General features: G+C 48.7%; 19 protein-coding genes and 1 pseudogene. 16 read left to right on the top strand and 4 right to left on the bottom strand.

The features are described 5' to 3' along the window. Positions 1 to 16: 16 nt before the first annotated feature. On the bottom strand, positions 17 to 3,484 hold the full coding sequence (locus tag B2739_RS03785) for a hybrid sensor histidine kinase/response regulator (protein WP_331344537.1): 3,468 nt from the start codon (positions 3,482 to 3,484) through the stop codon (positions 17 to 19). 415 nt (positions 3,485 to 3,899) lie between these two features. Between B2739_RS03785 and urtA the strand changes: the two genes are divergently transcribed. The 10 genes and pseudogenes from urtA to B2739_RS03735 all read left to right on the top strand — a co-directional run bounded on the left by urtA (position 3,900) and on the right by B2739_RS03735 (position 17,378). Beyond that, positions 3,900 to 5,150 carry an urea ABC transporter substrate-binding protein gene (gene urtA / locus B2739_RS03780; RefSeq protein WP_197085597.1) on the top strand — a complete coding sequence of 417 codons (1,251 nt, stop codon included), beginning with the start codon at positions 3,900 to 3,902 and terminating at the stop codon, positions 5,148 to 5,150. A gap of 212 nt (positions 5,151 to 5,362) precedes the next feature. Then, positions 5,363 to 6,289 (top strand): urea ABC transporter permease subunit UrtB, encoded by a 927-nt coding sequence (gene urtB, locus B2739_RS03775; protein ID WP_331344536.1) that lies wholly within the window; start codon positions 5,363 to 5,365, stop codon positions 6,287 to 6,289. A gap of 15 nt (positions 6,290 to 6,304) precedes the next feature. Beyond that, positions 6,305 to 7,549: an urea ABC transporter permease subunit UrtC gene (gene urtC, locus B2739_RS03770; RefSeq protein WP_331344535.1), complete on the top strand. Its 1,245-nt coding sequence runs from the start codon at positions 6,305 to 6,307 to the stop codon at positions 7,547 to 7,549. Beyond that, positions 7,542 to 8,288: an urea ABC transporter ATP-binding protein UrtD gene (gene urtD, locus B2739_RS03765; RefSeq protein WP_049630613.1), complete on the top strand. Its 747-nt coding sequence runs from the start codon at positions 7,542 to 7,544 to the stop codon at positions 8,286 to 8,288. The genes urtC and urtD overlap by 8 nt, the downstream gene beginning before the upstream one ends. Positions 8,289 to 8,391: 103 nt before the next feature. Continuing rightward, positions 8,392 to 9,081 (top strand): urea ABC transporter ATP-binding subunit UrtE, encoded by a 690-nt coding sequence (gene urtE / locus B2739_RS03760; protein ID WP_331344534.1) that lies wholly within the window; start codon positions 8,392 to 8,394, stop codon positions 9,079 to 9,081. Positions 9,082 to 9,434: 353 nt separating this feature from the next. Further along, positions 9,435 to 14,147: a glycosyl hydrolase gene (locus tag B2739_RS03755; protein ID WP_331344533.1), complete on the top strand. Its 4,713-nt coding sequence runs from the start codon at positions 9,435 to 9,437 to the stop codon at positions 14,145 to 14,147. Positions 14,148 to 14,341: 194 nt separating this feature from the next. Further along, positions 14,342 to 15,502 (top strand): helix-turn-helix domain-containing protein, encoded by a 1,161-nt coding sequence (locus B2739_RS03750; protein ID WP_331344532.1) that lies wholly within the window; start codon positions 14,342 to 14,344, stop codon positions 15,500 to 15,502. A 121-nt stretch (positions 15,503 to 15,623) separates the two neighbouring features. Further along, complete coding sequence (gene fmdA / locus B2739_RS03745) at positions 15,624 to 16,853, top strand: formamidase (RefSeq protein ID WP_331344531.1); 1,230 nt, start codon at positions 15,624 to 15,626, stop codon at positions 16,851 to 16,853. 156 nt (positions 16,854 to 17,009) lie between these two features. Then, a pseudogene (locus B2739_RS03740) lies at positions 17,010 to 17,123 on the top strand (zinc ribbon domain-containing protein); the annotation flags it as partial. Positions 17,124 to 17,129: 6 nt separating this feature from the next. Further along, the gene (locus B2739_RS03735; protein ID WP_331344626.1) at positions 17,130 to 17,378 is read left to right on the top strand and encodes a hypothetical protein; all 249 of its coding nucleotides are present in this window, start codon (positions 17,130 to 17,132) and stop codon (positions 17,376 to 17,378) included. Here the strand turns inward: B2739_RS03735 and B2739_RS03730 are convergent. Together B2739_RS03730 and B2739_RS03725 are read right to left on the bottom strand one after the other, a co-directional pair. Continuing rightward, the gene (locus B2739_RS03730; RefSeq protein ID WP_331344530.1) at positions 17,375 to 17,992 is read right to left on the bottom strand and encodes a TetR/AcrR family transcriptional regulator; all 618 of its coding nucleotides are present in this window, start codon (positions 17,990 to 17,992) and stop codon (positions 17,375 to 17,377) included. The genes B2739_RS03735 and B2739_RS03730 overlap by 4 nt on opposite strands. Positions 17,993 to 18,119: 127 nt before the next feature. After that, positions 18,120 to 18,863 carry a hypothetical protein gene (locus B2739_RS03725; RefSeq protein ID WP_331344529.1) on the bottom strand — a complete coding sequence of 248 codons (744 nt, stop codon included), beginning with the start codon at positions 18,861 to 18,863 and terminating at the stop codon, positions 18,120 to 18,122. 376 nt (positions 18,864 to 19,239) lie between these two features. Between B2739_RS03725 and B2739_RS03720 the strand changes: the two genes are divergently transcribed. From B2739_RS03720 to B2739_RS03710, 3 genes are read left to right on the top strand one after another with little or no spacing between them, the layout of a single operon-like run. Continuing rightward, entirely contained in the window at positions 19,240 to 19,728 is a 489-nt protein-coding gene (locus B2739_RS03720; protein ID WP_331344528.1) for a DUF3465 domain-containing protein, read from the top strand. Positions 19,729 to 19,780: 52 nt separating this feature from the next. Beyond that, positions 19,781 to 20,332: a cytochrome b gene (locus tag B2739_RS03715; RefSeq protein WP_331344527.1), complete on the top strand. Its 552-nt coding sequence runs from the start codon at positions 19,781 to 19,783 to the stop codon at positions 20,330 to 20,332. Between the two features lie 32 nt (positions 20,333 to 20,364). Continuing rightward, positions 20,365 to 21,054, top strand: coding sequence for a VIT family protein (locus tag B2739_RS03710; protein WP_331344526.1), 690 nt, complete (start codon positions 20,365 to 20,367; stop codon positions 21,052 to 21,054). Positions 21,055 to 21,059: 5 nt separating this feature from the next. Here B2739_RS03710 and B2739_RS03705 read toward each other — a convergent pair whose 3' ends face one another. Continuing rightward, a complete protein-coding gene (locus B2739_RS03705; RefSeq protein ID WP_331344525.1) occupies positions 21,060 to 21,752 on the bottom strand; it encodes a type 1 glutamine amidotransferase in 693 nt (230 codons plus the stop codon). Between the two features lie 301 nt (positions 21,753 to 22,053). Here B2739_RS03705 and rhlB point away from each other — a divergent pair, with 301 nt between their 5' ends. The 3 genes from rhlB to B2739_RS03690 all read left to right on the top strand — a co-directional run bounded on the left by rhlB (position 22,054) and on the right by B2739_RS03690 (position 25,874). Continuing rightward, positions 22,054 to 23,649, top strand: coding sequence for an ATP-dependent RNA helicase RhlB (gene rhlB / locus B2739_RS03700; RefSeq protein WP_331344524.1), 1,596 nt, complete (start codon positions 22,054 to 22,056; stop codon positions 23,647 to 23,649). A gap of 71 nt (positions 23,650 to 23,720) precedes the next feature. Then, the gene (locus tag B2739_RS03695) at positions 23,721 to 24,524 is read left to right on the top strand and encodes a class III extradiol ring-cleavage dioxygenase (protein ID WP_331344523.1); all 804 of its coding nucleotides are present in this window, start codon (positions 23,721 to 23,723) and stop codon (positions 24,522 to 24,524) included. Positions 24,525 to 24,611: 87 nt separating this feature from the next. Continuing rightward, on the top strand, positions 24,612 to 25,874 hold the full coding sequence (locus B2739_RS03690; RefSeq protein WP_331344522.1) for a response regulator: 1,263 nt from the start codon (positions 24,612 to 24,614) through the stop codon (positions 25,872 to 25,874). Positions 25,875 to 25,920: the final 46 nt, after the last annotated feature.

Here is a 25,920-nt window from a genome sequence, read left to right as displayed (position 1 = left end):
TTGTTATTGATGGTTTTCATTTATCCAAAATATCCTCTGTTGCGTTGATGTTGAGCAGAGTTAATATTTTTTCAAACTGGAAACTGGCCGTTAAGTGTTTAAGTTCTTGCAAAAATAATGGGTGTGCTGCATGGGCTTCTTCCAATTCACGGATTTTTTCCTGCAAGCCTTTTTTGTGCCCGATGGAGGCAAAGTGAGCCAGATCATCCAGGTGATGCTCATCTGGTAATTCCATCGCAGCAATCAAATGAGCCGTGCCTATTAACGATGAAGATGCGGATATTTTCGGTTCGCTTTTTTCGTAACACCACACCAGGTTTAGCAAACGCCCAATGTGATCCAACAATAAATTGATTCGCACCGGCTTAATGACATAAGCATCGTGCAGCGGGGCACTATCACTCGCATGGTGCGAGGGTAAATCCTTACCTTCACTGGCATCGGCAGACACCATAATAATGGGCGCGCGGTATCCGGCTTCACGCAATTGTTTTGCCAGTTGCCAGCCATTCATGCCGGGCATGGAAACATCCAGCATGATTAAATCCGGGCAGTTGCCTTGGTCAATTTCTTGCGTGAAACGGTCGAGTGCTTGTAAGGGGGTATCGATGTCAATAATGTCAAACCCGAGCGGGGATAGCATCGCTCGCATCAATTGACGGTGAGAAGCCTCATCATCAACCAGCATCAAACGTTTGACACTGCCTTTGTAGCCGTAAATGGTTTGCACGGGCGGTGTAACAGATTCGTTGTGCGGTTTAGTAATACTGGCGAGCATCAAGCTCGCTTTAAAAGTGCTGCCTTGCCCGACTGTGCTTGTGACAGCAATGTCGCCGCCCATAATTTCACTGAGTAGGCGAGTAATGGTAAGCCCCAAGCCAGTGCCGGTTGCGGTAGAACCTGCGCGGCGCACGCGTTCAAAGGGGCGAAAAATCCGTTCAATATTTTCCGGTGCAATGCCTTCACCGGTATCGGTAATGGTAAATTCCGCCACTTGACTGCGGTAGCGCAATTTAAAAATGACGCTGCCTGTTTCGGTATATTTAATCGCGTTGGATAACAAATTAATTAAAATCTGGCGCAAACGTTTTTCATCGGTGCGCACAAATTCTGGCAGGCGATCTTTGCATTCATACACAAATTGCAAACCTTTGGCTTCGGCCTGCAAACGGAACATGTGAACTAATTGCTCCATTAATACCGCAATGCGCACTTGATCCTGATGCAAATCCAATCGCCCCGCTTCAATTTTGGAAATATCCAACAAGCCTTCAATTAAATCCGCAAGATGTTCGCCACTGCGGCGAATCACGCCCAGTGCATCTTTGCGATGTGCGGGCATGCTGGGGTCTTTTTCTAATAATTGCGCATAGCCCAGAACGGCATTTAGAGGTGAGCGCAATTCATGGCTGATGCCGGTGAGGTAACGGCTCTTGGCTTGGTTGGCCGCTTCTGCTTCTTCTTTTGCGGTTTGCAGTGCGCGGTCGGTGCGCTCATGCGCATCTATTTCTTCCATCAATAACCGTGTTTGCCGCTGAGATTCTTCCTGTGCGACCACGCGGCTTTCATGTGCCAATACAAATAGCCAACTCACCACGCCGGTAATAATCACTAATAGAAAAAACACTTTCCACAATGTTGCTTCCAGCAGTGCGGCGGTTTCTGGTGCGTCAATCGGAGTTTGAAAATAAATAAGCGACAGTAAAATTGCCGAGAGGCCATTAATAAACAACACCAGCACCACAAAATGGCCAACGCGGGAATTGATATTGGCAGTGATAAATTTTGGTAAAAAACCTTTAAAGAAATCGCTGAGCTGGGTGGAATAATTTGCACCGGGTTTGCAGTAGTCCTGACAGCGCGCATCCAGTGAACAACACAGCGAACAAATATGGCCTGCATAGGCAGGGCAGTGGGTCATGTCTTCGGTTTCAAATTTATGTTCGCAGATGCAGCAAGAAATCGTCGCGTGCGCACCATCAGTCGTTTCAGCGTCTTCCGCGACATTCACAATCGGGCGTGCGAGGTAATAACGGCCACGAGTCACAAAGGCGATTAATGGTGCGCAAACAAGTGCGAGCGCAAGTGCAATAAAATGGGAAAGCGCTTGCGGCACAGCGCCTAAAATACCGGTGTGACAAATAATGCCCAGTACCGATGCAATCAGCATGGAGCCAACACCGACCGGATTAATATCGTACAAGTGGGCGCGTTTGAATTCGATATGTTTCGGGCTGAGGCCGAGCGGTTTGTTGATCACCAAATCCGCGACTAAAGAACCCAACCAGGCAACGGCCACTATGCCGTAAAATCCCAGTGTTTGTTCCAGCGCGCGATACACACCGAGTTCCATCAGCAATAATGCAATCGCCACATTGAACACTAACCAGACTACTCGACCAGGGTGGCTGTGTGTCAAACGCGAAAAAAAATTGGACCAGGCAATTGAACCGGCATACGCATTGGTGACATTAATTTTGAGCTGGCTCAAAATCACAAAAATTCCCGCAACCGATAACGCCACTTCGGGCGAGCTGGCGATATAACTGAATGCCACCATATACATGCGTGTTGGGTCAGCCGCTTCTTCAATACTGATGCCGTGGTTCAATGTGAGCACCGCAAGAAAAGAACCGGCGAGAATTTTGATAGCGCCAATCACAATCCACCCCGGCCCACCAGCAATTAACGCTGCCCACCAACGTAGGCGCGCGTTAGTGGTATTTTTCGGTGCAGGTAAAAAGCGCAAAAAATCGACTTGCTCACCAATTTGTGCGATCAATGAAAAAATCACCGCCGATGCCGCGCCGAATAGCAAAACATTAACGCCTGTCGTTGCGGTGGATTGTTCAAGGCTGCCTGAAAATGCTGTCCAACTTTCCACTGCGCTGGCATCGGCGTAAATAATAAAAATAAACGGCAGTAATTGCAGAATGATCCACAGCGGTTGGCTCCACAATTGAAAGCGGCTGATAAAGGTAATGCCGTGCGTGACCAGAGGGATAATCACAATCGAACTAATTAAATAACCCCATGCGAGCGGAATTCCAAACAGCAAATCCAGCGCCATCGCCATAATGGCTGCTTCCAGCGCGAAAAAAATAAATGTGAAGGATGCGTAAATTAATGAGGTGATGGTGGAGCCGATGTAACCAAAACCGGCACCGCGAGTGAGTAAATCAATATCGACACCGTATTTTGCTGCGTAATAACTAATCGGGATTGCGGTGAGAAAAATAATTGCGCTCACGGCCATAATTGCCGCGACGGCGTTATTAAAACCGTAATGCAAGGTGATGGCACCACCGATGGCTTCCAGTGCAAGAAATGAAATGGCACCTAATGCAGTGGTTGCCACGCGCGCAGCCGACCAGCGCCGCGCGCGTTTGGCGGTGAAACGCAACGCATAATCTTCCAGTGTTTGGTTGGCAACCCACTGGTTGTAATTGCGCCGCACACGAAATATATGTTGCTTGGCCGTCATGCTTTACCCGTTAAACAATCTGTTCATCCGGGAACGTCTCGTTGTGAAAAGTAAGTGAGTGGTGAATATTGTTGTAGCGCTTATATTGCGCGCATTATTTTTGTGCATCCTCGCCGCAAACTTTTCCTTCTTGGTGCATTTTTTCTGCTGTGTATCGGTTTATCGCCGTAATAGCGGCGTTTCAATACCGGCACATAATCCTTACTCAATTGCTGTACCAACTTGCCTGCTACTGCCATGCGTCAAATGACGTAGTGGTCTGTGTCATTTATCGAATGGTTTGAAAGTGCTCCCCCGCCTAGATTGTGAAGCGTGAACTGGCGTTCTTGCAGGTAACACGTCGTACCAAAACTGTTTCGTTAAACAAAATTCGCTAATGACTTGTTTGTTAATGACTAGAGGAAACACCATGAACATGACCATGCGCAGCACGTTGCAATTGGGCGAGCCGTTAAAAGCGGCCAGCCGTTGGAAAAAAGGGTTACTCGCACTTGCCGCCTCATTGGCGATTGGCAGTGCGCAGGCAGCCGAGGTCAACACCACCGGTTTGGCGGTGACGGATACCACTGTAAAAGTGGGGATCTTGCACTCGGTGACCGGCACTATGGCCATCAGCGAAACCGGTTCTGTGCAAGCAGAAAAATTAGCAATTGACCAAATCAACGCGATGGGCGGTGTGCTCGGCCGCAAGATTGAATACATCCAGGAAGACGGCGCATCCGACTGGCCAACCTTTGCTGAGAAATCCAAAAAATTATTGGTGAACGATAAAGTTGCTGCGGTGTTCGGTTGCTGGACTTCGGCATCGCGCAAAGCCGTATTGCCGATTTTTGAGCAATACAACGGCATGCTCTACTACCCAACTTTTTATGAAGGTTTGGAGCAATCACCCAACGTGATTTACACCGGTCAGGAAGCAACGCAACAAATTATTGCGGGTATTGATTGGGTAACCAAAACCAAAGGTGCCAAGTCTTTCTACTTGCTCGGTTCAGATTACATTTGGCCGCGCACCTCTAACAAAATTGCACGCAAGCACATTGAGAAGTTGGGCTTGAGTGTGGTGGGTGAAGAATATTATCCCCTTGGCCACACGCAATTTAACTCGGTGATTAACAAAATCAAATTGAAAAAACCAGACGTGATTTACGCAATTGTCGTAGGTGGTTCTAACGTGGCTTTCTACAAGCAATTAAAAGCGGCTGGTATTGATATGACCAAAGAGAAACCACTGGTGCTGACCATCTCGGTAACCGAAGACGAAATTCTTGGTATCGGCGGTGAGAACATGGTGGGTGCTTACGCGGCGATGAAATATTTCCAAAGCTTGCCGAACGACAACAACAAAAAGTTTGTGGCTGACTTTAAAGCGAAATATGGTCAAGACATCGTGATCGGTGACGTAACCCAAGCTGCTTATCTTGGCCCTTGGTTGTGGAAAGCCGCAGTGGAAAAAGCCGGTTCATTTGATATCGATAAAGTGCGCGCAGCATCACCCGGTATTGAGCTGACTACCGCGCCGGAAGGCTACGTAAAAGTTCACCCGAACCATCACCTCTGGTCAAAAACCCGCATCGGCCACGCACGTAGCGACGGTCAGTATGACGTAGTGTTCGAGACCAAAGATCTGATCGAACCCGATCCATTCCCGAAAGGTTATCAATAATAAAAATTACAGCCAGCCGAAAGGCTGGTTGTCAGTTTAAAACCACAATGCTGGGGGGTGAGGAAGATAGTTTGATTTAAAACCATATGAGGCATGGATGCCGATTTGAGCCCACAGGGAGGTGTTTACGGCGTGTTTTAAAGCGAACTATCTTCCTCGCATCGAAGTGAAAATCCAGTAAAAAATTTTCGAATCGAGATGAGGATACAGCCATGTTTGCTGAATACAGTACCTCGGAGTTGATGTCGATCTTTGCCATGCAAGGCGTAGCGGGATTGATTTTGTTTTCCGTGTTTGTGCTTATGGCCTTAGGGCTTGCGATTATTTTTGGCCAGATGGGCGTCATCAATATGGCACACGGCGAATTTATGATTCTCGGTGCCTACGTTACTTATTTAACCTCCAATGTTTTCTCCACTTATTTTCCGGATTTTTTCAGCCTCTATTTTATTCTCGCGATGATTCTCGCCTTTATCGCCGCCGCTGCGCTGGGCGCATTGGTGGAGTGGGGCATGATCCGGCATTTATATAATCGCCCGCTCGATACACTGCTGGCCACTTGGGGCTTGAGTTTAATTCTGCAACAACTTTACCGCACTGTATTTGGCGCACGTGAAGTGGGCGTGACCTTGCCGGATTGGTTGATGGGCTCATACCAGTTAACCGATTCGATTGAGTTGCCCATCAATGGATTATTTGTGATGTGCCTTGCATTAGGCATTTCACTCGCGGTGGCCATTTTAATGTACCGCTCGCGCTGGGGAACACAAGTGCGCGCTGTGGTGCAAAACCGCGCGATGGCCGGTGCAGTTGGAATCAATACGGGAAAAGTAGACCGCATTACTTTCGCATTGGGTTGCGGTATTGCCGGTGTAGCGGGCAGTGCATTTACCATGATTGGTTCAACGGGGCCCACTTCCGGGCAGCTGTATATTGTGGATACCTTCCTCGTGGTCGTATTTGGTGGTGCATCCAGTTTGCTTGGCACCATTGCATCGGCATTCAGTATTTCGCAAGCGCAATCTACCATGGAATTTTTCATGAGCGGTTCCATGTCCAAAGTACTCACCTTGTTGTTTGTGGTGTTGATCCTGATGTTGCGCCCACAAGGTTTGTTCACCTTGAAAGTGCGTCGTTAAGAGGAGCTGGTAATCATGTCGTATTCAAGTCTGGCTTCAATGTTTCCCAAAAAAGACATGCTCGGATTTGTAGTCCTTGCGCTTATTTTGGTGGTGATTCTTCCGCTTACGCTCGATATTTTCCGGCTCAATCTTGTCGGCAAATATTTAACCTATGCATTTGTCGCGGTGGGTTTGGTGTTGTGCTGGGGTTATGGCGGTATTTTAAGTTTGGGGCAGGGCGTATTTTTTGGATTGGGCGGTTATGCCATGGCGATGTTTTTAAAATTGGAAGCCTCTGATCCTGAAAGTACCAAAATACAATCCACGCCCGGCATTCCCGATTTTATGGATTGGAACCAGCTCACTGAGTTGCCGCTTTTCTGGGAACCCTTCCATAGTTTTGGTTTTACACTTGCTGCAATTATTTTGTTGCCTTGTATTGTTGGTTACATCATTGGTGTTGCCATGTTCAAGCGGCGTGTGGGCGGTGTTTACTTTGCGATTATCACCCAGGCACTTGCAGCGATTCTCACGATTTTAATTATTGGCCAACAAGGTTATACCGGCGGTGTAAACGGTATGACCGACTTGCGCACCCTTCACGGTTACGACATCCGCACCGACAGCGCAAAATATGTTTTCTACTTTGTCTGTGTGTTCCTGTTGTTCTGCTGCCTTGCTGCTGCGCAATTTATCCGCAAAAGTAAACTCGGCCGTTTGTTAGTGGCCATGCGCGATAAAGAAGACCGTGTGCGCTTTTCAGGCTACGACGTTGCCAACTTTAAAATCTTTGTGTTCTGTATTGGTGGCGTATTCGCGGCGATTGGCGGTGCCATGTTTACCTTGCAAGTGGGTTTTATGTCGCCAACGCTGGTGGGAATTGTTCCGTCCATTGAAATGGTAATTTTTTGCGCAGTGGGTGGCCGCTTGTCGATTATCGGTGCGGTCTACGGCGCATTGATCGTGAACTTTGCCAAAACCTCTTTCTCGGAAAGTTTTCCGGAGTTGTGGTTGTTTGCGATGGGCGGATTATTTATCGCCGTGGTGATGGCATTCCCCAATGGTTTAGCGGGTTTGTATAACACCTACGCTGCACCGAAAGTGGATGCGCTGTTGGAAAAATTCACGGCAAAGAAAATACCTCCCTCTGCCTCGCCACCATCATCAAGCGCTATTGCCAGCAAACCGGTTGTGGCTACAACTGAATTGAAAGCTGAATCAAAAACCGAATCAAAAATTGATAGCACGGCAATGCCGCAAGGAGCCATCCATGAGTAGCAATACAGACTTTGTCTTGGCCGTGGAAAACCTCACGGTATCCTTCGATGGTTTTAAAGCCGTAAATGATTTGAGTTTTTATGTGGATGAAAATGAAATCCGCGTAATCATCGGGCCTAACGGTGCGGGTAAAACCACGGTGTTGGATTTGATTTGCGGTCGTACCAAAGCCACCGAAGGTTCAATCAAATTTCGCAACAAAGAACTCACCAAATTACGTGAGCACGAAATTGTAAAAGCGGGGGTAGGGCGCAAATTCCAAAACCCGTCTATTTATGGCGATCTCACCGTATTTGAAAATTTGGAAATTTCATTCCCGCGCGGGCGCTCAGTGTTTGGCGCCTTGGCATTCAAACGCGATGCAGAAGTGATCAGCAAAGTGAACGAGGTGGCCAATATGATTTTCCTGGGCGACCAACTTGACCGGCAAGCTGAATTACTCAGTCACGGGCAAAAGCAGTGGTTGGAAATTGGTATGTTGCTGATGCAAGACCCGGACTTGCTCATGTTGGATGAGCCGGTTGCAGGTATGTCAGTGGGCGAGCGCCAGCAGACGGCAGAATTGCTGCGCAGCATTATTAAAGACCGCTCGGTGATTGTGATTGAACACGATATGCAATTCGTCGCGCAGATTGCTGACAAGGTAACGGTATTGCATCAGGGAAAAATTCTCGCGGAGGGTTCGGTCGATAAAGTCAAAAATGATCCGAAAGTCATTGAAGTCTATTTAGGTCACTAATTAAAAGAGGTCATTAAGTAAAAGAGGGCATTAAGTAAAAGAGGGCATTAATCCAGATAGGTGACTGATGCCTATTACCCATAAGCCTGCGGAGAAATTCATTATGTTATCTGTATCCGATTACCGTGTAAGTTACGGCCAGAGTGAAGTGCTGCACGGGCTCAACTTTGAAGTGAAACCGCGCGAAATCGTCGCGGTGATGGGGCGGAACGGCATGGGCAAAACCACGCTGATGAAATCGCTGATGGGGGTTATCCCGAGTTCGGGCGGCAGCGTGAAACTGGAGGGAAAAGAAGTCGGCCAATTAAAAAGCCATCAGCGTGTCGCGAATGGTTTCGGTTTTGTGCCGCAAGGGCGGATGATCTTTTCCAGTATGACGGTTAAAGAAAATATCGAAACCGGTTTGACCACGACCAAAAGGCGCAGTGTGCCCAAAGAACTTTACGACATGTTTCCGGTGCTGTTGGAAATGCGCAACCGGCGCGGCGGGAATTTATCGGGCGGGCAGCAGCAACAGCTAGCTATCGCCCGCGCGCTGGCAAGTGATCCCAAAATGTTATTTCTGGATGAACCGACGGAAGGTATCCAACCCTCGATCATCCGCGAAATGGGGCGCACCCTGAAAGCCATCCGCGACCAGCGCGGCTTGTCGATTGTGGTATCCGAACAGGTGCTGAGTTTTGCGTTGGATATTGCCGACCGCATTTTGGTGATTGAAAAAGGGCAAATCGTGCACGAGGAATTGCGCGCGACCGTCGATGAGGCCAAGGTCGCTTCTTATTTATCCGTTTAAATTTTTTTATGGATTTGCATCATTCAATAAATTGCGCTCCTGAAGAATAGGCCTATTTGATGGAAGGTAGGCGTTTTTATGTGTTAATCGAACGCCCACTTTTAAAAAAAATATCTGCTACTTCAGCTTCAGCCAGCTTTCGCTAAGTCTCGGGCGATTGCTGGCTTTTTTCATGGGGGGATCTTAGGAAAAATGGCACGCGTCACAGAGAGTGCATGCGTTTCCGATGGGACTCTTGCCCGAGGTCTCAACTGGCTCTATTCCACCGCTGGGACGACACTTGCCTTGCAGTTTGATTAGATGAAGTAACCGCATTTGCGGCACTCACAATAATCAATAACGAGGTAAACAAGATGCAATCTTATAGACGATTGATCGGTAGTGTTTTGCCCGGCCTGGTTTTACCCGGCTTGTTAACGGTGTCTTTCTCCGTACAAGCGGGCGAGGTCGCGGCCGGTGCTGGTAGCTACACCACCGAAAAACCCGCCCATCGCTGGGCACCCTCAACTGCGGAAGGTTATGACCAAACGGTACCGGAAGGTCAGCCCTGGGGTATTTATGTGCCGCGTCAGGAAATCGGCCCCAAGGTGTCAGCGCGTTTCCAGAATTCCGGTAAGCCCACACCAACGCATGAGTTTTGGTCATCGGTGATTTGGCCGCATGCGGTAAAAAATTTAATCCGCAATGAAAACGGTGGTGTGATTGAAACCAATGTGGATGCCGTGCCTTATTCGCATTGGATGAGCAATTCGCCTTACACGCTCAAGTTCACCAATACCGGTATCAACCTGACCTATGCGCAAATTCCGCTGCTGGTGCCCTACCGCTATGAAGACCCAACGTCGGACAAGCGGGTATTGCCCTCTACCAGCAACCCGAAATTTACCGCCTATACCTATCCAGCGCGGATCGACCCACGCCTTGATCCACTGGGTGGCACCGAGCTGAATATCCGTTTTGACGGTTTGGATGCCGACGAAACCTTGCTTGATGACTACAGCGATTTTGCCGCGACCGTATTGCTGAAAAATCCCGGTGCCAATGAGAGTACCCAGAGTGCACGTGTGACCTTGGTCAACGGCTCTCCTTTTATCCACTTCCAAAAAACCGGTTTGAGCACTGTCAGCTTTACCTACTTCAATGGCATGCGCATCATCCACGAGTCCAACGGTGCGCTGGCACTGTATTTGGGTGACGTGCGTGCGGGTTATGCGATCTTTGCCCCCCAGGGAACCCAGTTCAGTTACAACCTGGCGAACCTGGATCTGAAAGAACTGGCCAGCAATGGCAAGATCACCATGACACTGCCAGCAGGTCACCAGCATTTTAGTGTGGCGATCCTGCCGAACGAGATTAACGCGATTTTCAAAGCGCCGATCAGCTACACCGAGCAAGGTTTTGCGATTGCTGCAGGTACTGCCGTAAGTAACTTGCCTACTCATATCGCCGGTACCCGCCAACCATTGGTGGTGTCGCGCTTGGTGGGTGACTTCTTCCGCGAGGATGAACCCGGTGACGGTGTAGGGGTGGAGGAGCTGGACGCGCTGGTTACTGACTATCGCCGCCATGCATTTGCGCTGCCGACCGATACTCATTTTGAATACCAGTACGATGAAGCCCAATCCGAGGTGACCTCGGATTATGAAGTGACTACCCAATTGCCTACGGCCATGGCGGGTGATACCGGTGTGACCAACCAAACCATGATGGGGTTGTATCGCCATCAATACATCAATACCAGCGGTTTGGATTTTGCCTACACCTATTCCACACCACGCGGTGAGATGAAAGTGATTAAGGGCAATAGTTTTACTACGCACATCCATCACCCGGGTTTGCTGCCTAACCTGCCCAATACTCTGGAGGGCGCAGAGCTTGAGCGTTTGATGACCCTGTTGGATCAGGACAAAAATGGCCAATTCGGTGCCGATGGCCTGACCCGCAATGACGTGTTGGATACTTACAACAACGGTAAAGAACTCAACTGGATGTTGCAGCTGTTGCACATTGCCGAACAGACCAACCGCGCCGATGTCGCTGCGACATTGATGGGGCGTATCAAAGCCCATTTGGAAGACTGGTTGAGCGCTGATGACTGGCAACAGGATCTGGCGTACATCAATAGTCAGTGCAACCCGATGGCAGAGCCGATGCGTAGCAATTGCTATCGCGACCTGCGCCTTGCGAACGAGAAAAAATATTTCTACTACAACGAACAGTGGAACTCACTGACAGGCTATCCCGCCAGTTTCGGATCGGACACTGAGTTGAACGACCATCACTTTCACGCGGGCTATTTGATTTCGGCCGCCGCTGCCGTTGCGCGCTATGACCACAGCTGGGCACAGCAGTGGAAACCCATGGTTGACCTGCTGATTAAAGATTCTGCCAACTGGGACCGCAACGATACCCGCTTCCAATACCTGCGTTATTTCGACATCTATAACGGCTACTCGCTGGCGAATGGCCATTTGAATATGGATGCGGGCGGCAATCAGGAATCGTCTTCCGAAAGTATCAACTTTGCCCAAGCGGTAGCGCTCTGGGGTTCCGAGACGGGTGATAGCGCAATTCGCGATCTGGGTATTTTCCTGTACGCCAGCGAAATCCAGGCTATCCAACAATATTGGTTTGACGTGGATAACCAGGTTTTCCCGCGCAACGTGTTCTGGGATAACGGCAGCCAATTCGTGCAAAAAGATTTCGATCGCGCGTCGGTCGGTTTGGTGTGGCATAGCAAAGCGGACTACGGCACCTGGTTCTCTGCTGCGCCGCGCATGATTGCGGGCATCAACTTCCTGCCGATCACCGGTGCATCGCTGCACTTGGGGCATATGGATCGCAAATTGGCTAACGGCAGTAGCATTCCATCGCTGCAATTAATTGTGAACCGTTTGGACGAAGACACGAATTTCTTCGCGACCCAGTTATGGCATCGCGATTTACCTGCCGAGTACATCCAGTACGATTTCCGTCGTAAAACCAAATTCTGGGATGACTTGATGTGGCAAGCCGAAGCCTTGGTAAATCCTCAGGCGGCGGTACAAAAGTTCAATGCGGCGGGTAATTACAAGACCGAGTTTGATTCATCGCTCGCGCCTATGTACCCCAACGATGAAGTGCGCAGTGAAGCGGGTGCCAGCAAAACCCACACATATCACTGGATTTTCAACCTGCGTCAGTTAGGTCGCCCGGTGAAAAACATCAGTGCTAATACAGCGCACTATGCGGTGTTTGATAAAAACGGTACGCGCACCTACGTTGCTTACAACCCAACGGCAACGCCTAAAACCGTCACTTTCAGCGATGGTGTGAGTATCAGTGTCGCCCCGTTCAGTATGAGTGGCGATGATGTGGTTGCACCGGCGGTCACGAACCTCACTGTGGGGCAGGTGACTACGACATCGGCAACTGCCAGTTGGAGTGCATTGTCAGGCGAGTGGACAGGGGCAAGTTATCGTGTGGTGGTAACCGATAGCAGTAATGCCACTGTATTTGATCAGACGGTCAGCGGAACCTCAGCCGCCATCAGTGGTTTGGTGCACAACACCGATTACACCCTGCGTGTCATCTCATTGTTCGATGGCTTGAGTGGCCGCGCTGCATTCAGCAGCTTCACCACAGAGCTGGATCTTAGCCAGGTACCACGCGTAGAAAATCTGGCGGCCAGCAACCTCACCCATGAAAGCGCGAAGATCAGCTGGAATGCTATTCCATCGGTGTACCTGAACGCGGATTACGCCATCGAATTGCGCACACAAGGCGTGCTGGTACAAACGATTCCATCGACCGGCGGCATCACCGAGCGGACACTGACAGGCTTGAGTGCAGCGACCAACTACACAGTGAGTCTGGTAGCGCGCAGTAATGGTGTGTTATCGCCAGCGGCAACCTTGAGCTTTGTGACCAAAGAGACACCGCCTGCCTGTGACGCTACTGCGCCTTACTGTGTTGAGACCACAAGCTGCAATGCGGTGCGCATCACGCTGAATCGCAATGCGGTGTGGGCCGATATTTTGTTGACCTCGCCACTGCAATCCGGTGGATATCGCATGCCCAAAACAGCCGATGGCAAGTCCTACTTCGATGTGGCTGGTTTGAACAACGGCAGCCAAGTCAGTTTCCGGTTTACTTACTTTGATACCGTGGGGCATGACCTCGGGCCATACCAATACACACACAGCACCGCGAACTGTGGTACATCATCCAGTGCTCCCAGTTCGTCGAGTTCATCGGTACCGAGTACGTCATCCAGTGTGCCCAGTACATCGTCAAGCGTACCAAGCACATCGTCAAGTGTGCCCAGCAGTTCATCCGTCGCCAATGAGATCGGTGTGGTGAAGATGGCACCATTGGCAAATGGCGGCATGCAATTCAGTGTTCGCCTGAGTGAGCGCAAACAACAGGTGCATTTCTTTGCCCGCCGCAATGGTTTGCAGGATTATGTGATCAATGATGTGCAGGTTCAGCCAGGTGGAGAAGTCAATAATGGTGATGGCACTTACACCTATCAGGTTACCCGTAGTGGCGCTTATACCGCGGGCAATTTGGTGGAAGCGCGCTTCTATACCTTTACTCCTGCCACTGGCCAGAGCTTCTATCCTGGCCCGGTAGAAAACAGCTTGACCTCAATGACTTATCTGGGTGGCTCTTCGGCTTCCAGCCAGTCAAGTTCATCGGCACCATCGAGTGTTTCAAGTTCATCCACACCATCCAGCGTATCCAGCTCGTCGGTATCGTCATCCAGCAGCTCATCATCCGTTGCCGGTAACGGTTATACCGCTACAGCGGTTATGCCTAACGGTGCGAATGTGGCTTACACCACTACAGCGCAGTACAGTAATGGCGGTGTAAAAATTACCTTCACTACCCAGGAGAATCTGAATTGGGCGTGGGTATTTACGCCTGGTTGGAACAACATGACGCGCGTGCAAGGCAATAGCTTTGAGGTGACTATCCCCAATGTAGCGCCAGGTACTGCTATCAGCTATTACTTCACGGTCAGTACTGCATCGCGTGGTGAAGCCAACAATAACAACCAGCCGCACAGTTGGGTTGTGCAATAAAAGATTAGTTTTTGTGTGATTGTCACCGGCGCAATTGCGCCGGTTTTTTTTAGCGATGGGTTTACTTGCCCGCAGTGCAAGCTATTCAAATTTTCTTTTGGTTGTTGGTATTCAACCCATGGACTATGCTGATTTCAGGTGGGTTCATAAAGGATGATGTGATATAAAAATAACCAAATACAGGTGTGCTTCAGGTGGATAAATTAGTTTTAAGTTTTAACGATGTTCCTCTTATCCTGGTTATATTCCAGTCCTTATTGTTCTCAGTTCTGTTATTAACGGTCAATCTGGGAAAACGCCAGGCCAATTTTTTCCTCGCGATATTTCTCCTCGCCATAGGTCTTGATGCATTTGATACTTTGATCTACTGGAGCCCCAGTATCAAAGTGGCCTACCTTGATGGCGCAGTCCATATTTTTTACTGGTTGAAATTTAGCGTGTATCTCGCTGCGCCTATGCTGTTTTTTTATGTGAAGTCGATGATTGATCCCGACTTCAAACCGCGCTGGCGGGATGCAGTGCATTTATTACCGCTGCTCGCATTTCCATTATTTATTGTTGCGCTCTATACCGGCCTGACGGCAGAAGAGCGGGTGCTGGGCATTACCCAATTTGGATTGTTATTTAATGAGCCTGCATTTCAATTGCATTTATGGGCAAGACATTTGTTGTATGTGGGCTATGGCATCGCGTGTTTTTATTTGCTTTTCCAATACAAAAACCGTTTGAAGCAACACTATTCCAACATTGAAAACATCGATATGTTTTGGCTACAAATGTTAATTGGTGGCTTTTTGATGATTTGGGTATGGGTGTTTATTGCCTACTTGCTGACATTGATCAATTCATCCCAGTGGCTGGGAAATTTGATTGGTATTTCGGGCAATGTGTTTAGCTTTGTATTTGTCAACGCGCTGGTGCTTTACAGTATGGCCCATGCCAATATTGGCTATCGACAAATGCTGTTACAAGATGAAGAAAAAGCCGATGTACCTGAGCCGGAAAAATATGACCCGCTCATTATGACCAAGCTCAATCAGCTGATGAAAGACAAAGAACTTTATCTCGATCCGGAATTCACATTGGAGCAATTGGCAGAGATTAGCGAGATTTCGGTGCGCAAAATTTCGGCTGCCATTAATCGCGATGCAGGCCAAAACTTTTTTGATTTCATCAATTCCTATCGCGTCCAAAAAGCAGCCAGTATTCTGGCTAGCCGCAATAGCAAAACCTCTATGCTGGATGTGATGGCAGATGCGGGTTTTAACAGTAAATCGACTTTCTATCGTGCGTTTAAAAAGTTTATGAATATGACGCCGACCGATTACGTAGATCAAGTCAACCGTAAAAGCTGATTGTCTATACGTCAAATAGCGTAGTGGCGCGCGCTATTTGTCGTATGGTGATTCTCCCCTCCTGCGCCTGATACTGACCCTGTTCCGGGATATTTTCCCTTATTCATCAGGAGTCAGAGCCATGGCTGAAACCATTATCAAAATAGATCTAACAAAATCCCCCTACGAAAATGAAATGATCCACAACCGTTGGCACCCGGATATTCCCATGGTGAAAACAGTAAAACCTGGCGATGATTTTATTATCGAATGTTACGACTGGACCGGCGGCCAAATTAAAAACGATGATTGCGCCGATGACGTGCGCGATGTGGATTTATCGCAAGTACATTTTCTTTCCGGCCCTGTTGGCGTTGAGGGCGCAGAGCCGGGCGATTTATTGGTGGTGGATATTCTGGATATCGGTGCCTTCCAGGAAAGTTTGTGGGGTTTTAATGGGTTTTTTTCCAAACAAAATGGCGGCGGATTTTTAACCGAACATTTTCCAGAAGCGCAAAAATCCATTTGGGATATTAATGGTATGTTTACCAAATCCCGCCATGTGCCCAACGTAGAATTCGCGGGGCTGATCCATCCAGGTTTGATTGGCTGCTTGCCATCAAAAGAAATGCTGATGGAATGGAACAAACGCGAAAAAGAACTGTACGACACCGAACCTGACCGCGTTCCCGCCTTGGCGACGCTGCCCTATGCCGACACTGCGCACATGGGAAAAATGGCTCCTGATGCTGCAAAAATTGCCGCCGCCGAAGGTGCGCGTACTGTGCCTCCACGTGAACACGGTGGTAACTGCGACATTAAAGATTTATCGCGCGGTTCCAAAATTTATTTCCCGGTCTATGTAAAAGGCGGTGGGCTGTCCGTAGGCGATTTACACTTTAGCCAGGGCGACGGTGAAATTACTTTTTGCGGCGCGATCGAAATGGCAGGCTGGATTCACCTGCGTGTGAATTTAATCAAAGACGGCATGGCAAAGTACGGGATTAAAAATCCCATTTTCAAACCCAGTCCTATCGCGCCGAAATATGATGATTATTTAATTTTTGAAGGTATTTCTGTTGATGAATATGGCGAGCAACATTATTTGGATGTGCACGTTGCTTATCGTCAGGCGTGTTTGAATGCGATCAATTATTTGACCAAATTTGGTTACAGCAAAGCCCAGGCGTATTCAATTTTGGGTTGTGCCCCGGTGCAAGGGCATATCTCGGGTGTGGTCGATATTCCAAACGCCTGCGCAACGCTGTGGTTGCCGACGGATATTTTTGATTTTGATGTTAATCCGAGTGCGGAAGGGCCAACCAAGAAAGTGACACCGGGTATGGATGTACCACTTTCAAAAGATAAATAGCATTTGTGCATAGGGCTTGGATTCCGGTATTCACTTTGGGACTCGCCGTGAATACATCCTTGTAGGCTCGAATGCTGCATCCATGCAGCATACGGTCCCAAAGCAAATACCGGAATCCAGCGTGGCAGATCCTGCTAATTTTTTTGGAGATTATGTATGCCTGTTTACGACTACAAATGCGCAGATCACGGTTTGTTTTATGAGTTGGCCGCGATACAAGACTCGAATAAGCCAATGTCCTGTCCGCATTGCAGCAAATTGTGCGCACGAGTGATTATGCTTGCGCCTGAATTTCTGGATATGAAAAAAGAAAATCGCGCGGCCCATGCGCGCAATGAGGCGGCTGTGCATGCCCCGGTGTTATCCACGCCGGAATATCGCGCTGAACAGCAAGCGCGGCGTGAACATAAGCATGGAAAGGGTTGTGGTTGTGGCGATAAGCCAATACGCAAATCGAATTTAATGTACACCGCAGGCGGGAATAAAATGTTTCCTTCAATGCGCCCGTGGATGATCAGCCACTAATGCGTTTTTTCTGGCGCGCGCAAGGTATCGATGTAATCGTTCAAGGTGCCGAATAAATCGCTGAGCAGCTCGGGTGCTTGCATACATTTTGCGGCACCCATGATGCCTTGGTAGCTTGCCATGATAAACATCGCGATTTTGGTGGGATTTATATCGGCGCGTACATGCCCTTGTTGTTGACCAAGCTCCAGCGAGCCAACGATAGATTGGTAAATAGACTCCATCACCTTTTCCAACCGTTCATGAAAGCCTTGATCGATTGCGGCCATTTCCTGATTCAAATTGTTGAGCGGGCAACCTTTAAAGCATTCCTCGTTTTTATAGCACTCGGCCTTGTCCAGGAACATTTGTTGGATGGCAGTAAGAGGGTCAGAGTACTTGCTGGCGTATTCATTCCAATTGGTTTGGATGTGCGTCATCAAAATTTCATCGACTACCGCATAACCCAGTGCAAGTTTATTTGGGAAGTGGTGATAAAGAGCCCCTTTGGCAAGATGGGTTTTTTGCAAAATGGCTTCAATACGCATGCCTTGATAGCCATTCTGGTAAATTTCTTCCTGCGCCGCCTCGAGAATTCTGGTGCGGGTGTGTTCTGCATTGCGTTCGGTAGCCATAAGATTCTCGTGGGTATCAATAGATATTATTGTTGTAAGTGTTCATGACATCCCGGTGAAGTATCTCAATGTCTTTTATCTATTTGCTATGTGTTGCGTTGCATGTAGTCCTGTAACTGGCGCGCCGTTAGAGTGACGGCGCTTTCAGAGTCACTACTGCAGATTTCAAACTGCGGGTAAAACCGGCAAATAGCAATAACAGACAGGCATTAAGTTCCAGCGTTTCTTCAAACCACAAAGATAGACCCTTATCGATATTAAAGAGTTCCTTATCAAACGGCCAGCCACAAGCGTAAAGCACACAGGCGCTCAAGCTGATCACAATAGTCGGTGCCAATAGAATCCGGTCAAGGTTGCGCAGGACCGTTTTAAAGCGGCGCGACATGTGCACAATAAAACCCAGCATCAATAGCAGCGCAGTAGCGCGCAGGCCTTTTTCCAATACATCCCAGTATGCACTTGCACCCAAGCGGTCAATATCAACCTCGCGCAAGAACAGCATAAATGCAAATAACGCCAAGCCAACACGAATATCCCGTTGTAATCCAGGCATTGGTGTACGTGATGCTTGTACTCCCTGCACTACTGCAGCAAGCAATAAAAAGCCGCCTTGTGCCAACTCCAATAATGCATTTTCGGCAGTAACCAAAGGATTGTGCAACCACAGCTCATAGCTGATGGTGGTGCTGATCGCGAGTAAGCCTGCAATAAAAAAAGCGAGTGCGATGAATTGTACGCGTTGGGTGTAGCTCATCAGCTCAATAGAAAAAGGCTGAAGATCCGTTAAGTGATAGGGAGTGCGCAATTCGAGGGTTTGGAAGCTTTGCAGTAATGGCATGTGTGCCAGCGATGATTTAAAACAGTTGTTCATTTACAAATGGATTCCTTGGGTGGCTTATGTTTTCTTGGTGTGAGGTTATGCCGTACACCAAGTGCTAGGTTCGCTGCGGCTGACTGAATCGGGACTGAAAGCAATTGGCTGCGATACCTGATGTGAAGTTCCTTTTTCTCCGTTATTAAATGAGTCTTGCGGGCGATCAATTTTGATCAACCGACCAACTGGTCGGTTGATATTTAATAACAGACCGTACGGTCTGTCAACTCGTCGTGGCAATGTAAAGATCTGTTCTGTATAGAAAAATCCCGTTGTGCTTAAGTCTGATTTAAGTTTGGATCGCTAATTTGTTGTCGTTACTCTTGCTGATTGGCTAAGCTGCATTGGTTGTCAATTGATGGAAGATGTATCTATGCAGTCGCGTTCCCCGCTCAAGAAGTTGTTGGCCCTTGCAATTTTTGTCCTGGCTCTGGCGTTACTTAATGGCCTGAACAAACAACAATTATTGGATGCCGAATCTGCGCGTGAGCAGTTGCCTTTAACTGTTGCGCATGAATATGTGGCGGGCTCTGATGTCCTGATTGTTGATGCTTTTAATAATGGCCGCTCAAATGTGCAGCTGGCTGGAGCAGGGAGGGTGACTCGTGCGTTGCCTGATGACAACAAAGGCAGCCGCCATCAGAAGTTTTTAGTATCACTTGAATCGGGGCATTCGTTACTGATTGTGCATAATATCGATCTTGCGCCGCGTATCGAGGGGTTGCGTGAGGGCGATGAAATAGAATTCTATGGTGAATATGAATGGAACAACAAAGGTGGTTTGATCCACTGGACCCATCATGATCCCAAGGGAGTACACCCCGGTGGCTGGCTTAAACACCGTGGACGTGTTTACCAATAAGCTATAAATAAAATATCTAACAAATACCAAAAACACTTGCAGAGGAAATTGAATGAATACTATCCAGAATCCCAGCCGCTATAGTCCGATCTTGATTGGTTTACACTGGTTTATGTTTGTATTGATGGTAGTGGTTTTTGCCACTATTGAGATGCGCAGTCTTTTTCCTCGCGGCAGTGATCCTCGCGAGTTGGTGAAAGTGCTGCATTTTATGTTGGGTATTTGCGTGTTGTTGTTGGTTGTGATCCGTTTGGCGGTGCGCTTGTCAGGCAAGACGCCGGCAATTATTCCCACCCCAAAACCATTGGAAAAATGGCTGGCAACTTTGATGCATCTATCGCTTTATGCATTTATGATTTTTATGCCAATTGCAGGTTGGATCATTCTGAGTGCTGAAGGACATGGTGTTCCTTTTTTTGGATTAGAGCTGCCGCCGCTGGTTGATAAAAATCCGGCTTTGGCCGAACAAGTAGAAGACTTGCACAAGCAAGTCGGAGAAATTGGTTACTATTTGATAGGTCTTCACGTTCTGGCTGGGTTATTTCATCACTACGTTAAACGTGACAATACAATGGCCCGAATTTCACCATTCAAGCCTAAATAATCTATTTTTGATTTTTCTACTGGAGTTTTGCCATGCGTCATCGCGAAGGTCACAGATCCCATCATTCCGGTTGGTTGCGTGCTGCCGTGCTTGGCGCAAACGATGGCATTATCTCTACCGCCAGTCTCATGATGGGGATGGTCGCGGCGGGGGCATCAAACAGTACGATTTTGCTCAGTGGCGTCGCGGGTTTGGTTGCAGGTGCCATGAGTATGGCTGCAGGCGAATATGTTTCTGTATGCTCGCAGGCCGATACTGAGGCGGCAGATATTGCGCGTGAGACACACGAACTGGCAACTGATGAAGCGGGCGAGTTGCATGAGTTACAAGAAATTTATGTGGCACGCGGGCTCACGCGTGAATTGGCGAGTGAGGTCGCAAAGCAATTGATGGCACATGATGCACTTGCTGCCCATGCGCGCGATGAGTTGGGTATTACCGATATGTTTACTGCGCGGCCGTTACAAGCGGCGCTCACCTCCGCCTTTACCTTCTCGGTAGGGGCGGTGATTCCGTTGGTGATAATACTGCTTCATCCAGCGCAATTCCTGGGCTTTGCGATTGCTTCTTGCACTTTGCTTGCGCTGTTGCTGCTCGGTGGGCTGGCGGCAAAGGTGGGCGGAGCTAATGTGCTGGTTGGTGCAATGCGCGTGGGTTTTTGGGGGGCAGCTGCCATGGCCATGACCACTGCGGTGGGTTACTTGTTTGGGGTTGCGGCTTAACCGGTTTATTGATCAAAAATGTGAGCAATCACTTCGCTCATGGCTTGGTTGATACGATTAAATTTTTGCGGGCTGGCCAATATGGAGTCGGCGCTTTGCGTGTAGTGTGAGCCATCGATATCGCTGGCGCAGTTTTCAATCAAAGCCTGTGCAGAAGCGGGTGTTGTTTCCAGGTGGAATTGAAATCCGTACACGTGATTTTTATAAACGTACGCCTGATTCAGGCAACCTTCGGTGCGTGCAATATGCAGTGCCCCCGGTGGGATCGCGAAGGTATCGCCATGCCAATGAAATACGTCCGGGTATTTGGCCAAAATGCGGGCGATAGGGTGGCCACTGGCTTCGGGTTCAATACTCAGTGGCAACCAACCAATTTCCTTATGGGCGTTGCGGGTCACTTTTCCGCCTAATACATCTGCAATTAATTGCGCCCCCAGACAAATGCCTAGCACGATTTTTCCAGCATCAATCGCTTGCTTGATCAGGGTTTTCTCATCCGCCAGCCAGGGATAAATGGCTTCATCGTAAATCCCCATTGGTCCTCCCATCACAACCAGTGCATCAAAACTATTGAGCGCCGGTGCTACATCCCCCCGGTACCAATGGGTGGTTGTGACGGAGTAGGTGCGTGCCTGAAAGTCACTGGACATACTGCCAATATCTTCAAACGGGACGTGTTGCAGGCTGTGGATTCTCATAAACGGCTCCTTTTACTCGTTGATTTAGCACAGTCGGTATATAAAACGGTACAGGGAAAGGCAGGATTATGCAGAAACCCTGCCATTTGAGCCCATTAATTCGGCTGTGTTGGCGTCAAAGCCGCTGAATATCAGATGATTGGTGTATACTCAAATGAGTTTGTGCGCGCAAAAACTGGACAATTTGCGCACTTCTTTAGCTGCCGTAGCGGTGTTGTCTCGCCTCATGCGATCCTCGGTAGCGCTCACAACAGGTATGTCTGCGTGACTGCCTCCTCGTCTTGTAATGCAATAAACTTTGGTGAATAGATTGATCGGAAATTTCTTTAAAAAATTAATAGGCTCTGGCAAGCCGGATGCAAAAGAATCGCCAGCCAGCCCCGCGAGTGACAAATCCTCCTCTCCTAAAAAGCCCAGTGATCGTAATTCAGGCCGAAAAAATGCCAATGGCCGCAATAACCGTGGTCAGCGCCCTGCCCATCAAGCAGAGCATAAAACTGCCAAGCCCGATCAGTTGCGCGATCCAGCTTCCACCAAACAAAACAAGCCCGCTCAAGAGCGCCGCAAGCGTCCGGTTAAAATTGACCACGGCCCTTGGGATATTTCCGAATTCGTGGTGGAGCCACTTGAGGGGAAAACCCGCTTCCATGATTTGGATCTTGAATTACCGCTGATGCGCGGTATTGCTGAATTGGGCTTTAAATATTGCTCGCCTATTCAAGCCCAGTCCTTGCCTTATGCCCTGCAAGGAAAAGATGTTGTTGGTAAAGCGCAAACCGGTACAGGCAAAACGGCCGCTTTTTTGACGACGATTATCGATGATTTGCTGAAAAACCCGATCGGGGAAAAGCGCTATGCAGGTGAAGCGCGTGCATTGGTGATTGCACCGACACGTGAACTGGTTATGCAAATTGCAGAAGATGCAAAAGGCTTGTGCAAATATACCGACCTGAAAATTCACACCTTGGTTGGCGGTATGGATTACGTCAAGCAACAGCGCCACCTACATGAAGATTTGGTGGATATTCTGGTGGCGACACCGGGCCGTCTGCTGGATTTTTGTGGCAACAAAGATGTGTATCTCGACCAGCTTGAAATTCTGGTGATCGATGAAGCTGACCGCATGCTCGACATGGGCTTCATCCCACAAGTGCGCCAAATCGTTCGCCAAACCCCCAAGCGTGAAGATCGCCAGACATTGTTTTTCTCTGCCACATTTACGGATGACGTACGCAATCTGGTGGAACAGTGGACCTACAAACCCGTCACGGTAGATATTGAACCGGAATCGGTTGCTAACGCGCGCGTTGACCAGCATGTGTATCTGGTATCGACCGAAGAAAAATACACGCTGCTGTATAACCTGATCCAACAGGAACATGCGGAAAGCATGATCGTTTTTGCCAATCGCCGCGACGAATGCCGCGATCTGCAGGAACGATTGGTTCGCCACGGTATCAAGGCGGGTTTGCTCTCGGGTGAAATCGCACAGAACAAACGTGTATCAACACTCGATGCATTTAAATCGGGTGAGATCAAAGTGCTGGTCGCAACCGACGTTGCAGGGCGCGGGATTCATATCAGCGGTATTAGCCATGTGGTGAATTTCACCTTGCCGGAAGAGCCGGAAGATTACGTGCATCGTATTGGCCGCACTGGTCGTGCAGGTAAAAACGGCACATCGATCAGTTTTGCTTGTGAAGATGATGCGCTGTTACTGGAGCCGATCGAACGTTTGCTGGGCAAGCCGATTAAATGTGAGCAGCCTCCGGAAGAATTGATGCTCGCGCCACCCGATAGCCCACCTGCGCCACCGCGCTCACGCACTGAGCGCTACAGCAATCGTTCTGTGGGCAACCGCCCTGGTGCCAATCGCAACCGTAGGCCGCGCCACTAAGCGTATCTCGCTGCTCTTACTCAATAATGGTTGGCGAGCGTGATCGCCAATCAAAAAGCCGGAGGTTAAGTATGAATTTGATGCCGGTGCTCTTTGTGCCTCACGGTGGTGGCCCCATGCCTTTACTGGGCGATGCCAATCACCGTGAGTTAACGCAATTCATGCAATCACTCGCTGCAGATTTACCTCGCCCGGAAGCGATTCTGGTGGTTACTGCACATTGGGAAGAAGAGGTTGTCAGCATTACCAACGCACCCGCACCGGGTCTGTTGTTTGACTACTACGGCTTCCCTCCCGAGAGCTATGAGTTTGCGTATCCTGCCCTTGGCAATCCCTCTTTAGCAAAACAAATCCAGCAACTATTGGCTGCGAATACTATTGATGCGCGTTTGGATAACCATCGCGCTTATGACCACGGTACTTTTGTACCGCTGATGTTGATGTATCCCGCCGCCGATATTCCTGTCGTACAACTTTCGCTGCTGTCCTCCCTTGATCCTGCTGCGCATATCGCATTAGGTAAAGCGCTTGCGCCTTTGCGTGAGCAGGGCGTGTTGATTCTGGGCTCGGGGATGTCCTTCCATAACATGCGAGCTTTTTTCTCCAACGACCCGAGTGTCAGGGGTAAAAGTGAAACCTTTGACCAATGGCTGTCAGAGACGGTGACTGCTCCGCAGCTCGATAATCCGGAGCGCGAATTGCGTTTGCGCGAATGGGCCTCTGCACCCCAAGGCCGTTTTAGTCATCCGCGTGAGGAGCACTTGTTGCCCTTGCATGTATGTTGGGGAGCTGCCAGCCAGCGCTCACCTGTTGCCGCGCAAAACTTCAACGGATTGTTGTTTAATACGGCAATTTCAGGGTTTATCTGGCGTTAAATAATCGCCACTGTGGTGGCTTGGCGCGTTTTCCCGAAACTTGGCTACACTCAATGGAAACTTTGCAAAACCATTGGGTAATGTTCCATGAAAAAAATTCTCATCGTTGAAGACAGCGATATGGTGATGAAAATTCTGCGCCATTTGGTGCAGAGTGCATCACTGCCTTATGAGGCTGTCTATGCAACAAACCTTGCGCAGGCAACTGCGATCTATGAGCAAACCCCTAACGATTTTTTTGCTGCACTAGTGGATTTGAATTTGCCCGATGCGCCTAATGGCGAAGTGGTGGATTTTACACTCAGTAAAAAAATTCCCACCATTGTGCTTACGGGTTCTTACGATGAAAAACGTCGCGAGCAATTATTTGCCAAAGGGATTGTGGATTACGTAACCAAAGAAGGGCGCTACGCTTACAGCAAAGCAATCGGCATGATCCAGCGCCTTGAAAAAAACCAACACATTAAAGTATTGGTTGTGGATGATTCGGATGTATCGCGCAAACATATGGCGAATTTATTCCGTCGCCATTTATTTCACGTATTGGAAGCGGTTGATGGTGTCGATGCCATTAAAGTGATGCTGGAGAATAGCGACATTAAATTGCTGATTACCGACTACAACATGCCAAAAATGGATGGCTTTGAGTTGGTGCGCAACCTGCGTTACAAATATGACAAAACCGATTTGATTATGATTGGTGTGTCCGGCGAAAGTAATGAGGCGCTTTCTGCTAAATTTATTAAACACGGTGCCAACGATTTTTTGCGCAAGCCATTTCATCCGGAAGAATTTTATTGCCGCATTATTCACAATGTGGAATCGCTTGAGCTGGTTGAACAAATTACTTACAACGCCCAGCGCGACCATCTCACCGGTTTATTTCATCGCTCCCATTTTTTCAATGTCGCACGCGACATGTATAAAACTGCAGTGGAAAAAGCAGTACCGCTTTCCATGGCGATTATTAACATCGACCATTTTAGTGATATCAATGAGCGCCACGGCAATGCCTGGGGCGATGTGGCGCTAAAACATATCGCAACCAGCCTGAATAATATGCTGGGGCGTTTTCTGCTCGCGCGTGCCGACAGTGATGATTTTTATGTGCTGATGCCGGGGTTGGATCATGAAAAAGCGGCGGCTTTACTCAGTAAAGTAAAACAATTATTGGCCGCCGATGATTGTGTGATTAATGGTGAGGCAACACGTTTTTATTTCAGTGCAGGCGTTACCTGCCACATGGGGCAAAGTCTGGATCAGCAAATTGCGCGAGCCAACACTTACTTGCGCAATGCAAAAGAATCCGGCGGCAATATGATTGTGGATGATGGTGATGCTGAAGAGTAACAACGGGGAAGCGAGTCTGTATTCCCCTCTTTGAAAAAGAGGGGGT

It is taken from the genome of Cellvibrio sp. UBA7661 (genome assembly GCA_002483365.1).
In the GTDB taxonomy this organism is placed as follows: domain Bacteria; phylum Pseudomonadota; class Gammaproteobacteria; order Pseudomonadales; family Cellvibrionaceae; genus Cellvibrio.
Note: the sequence above shows the minus strand (reverse complement) of the source record. Positions and strands in the feature narration are given on the sequence as shown.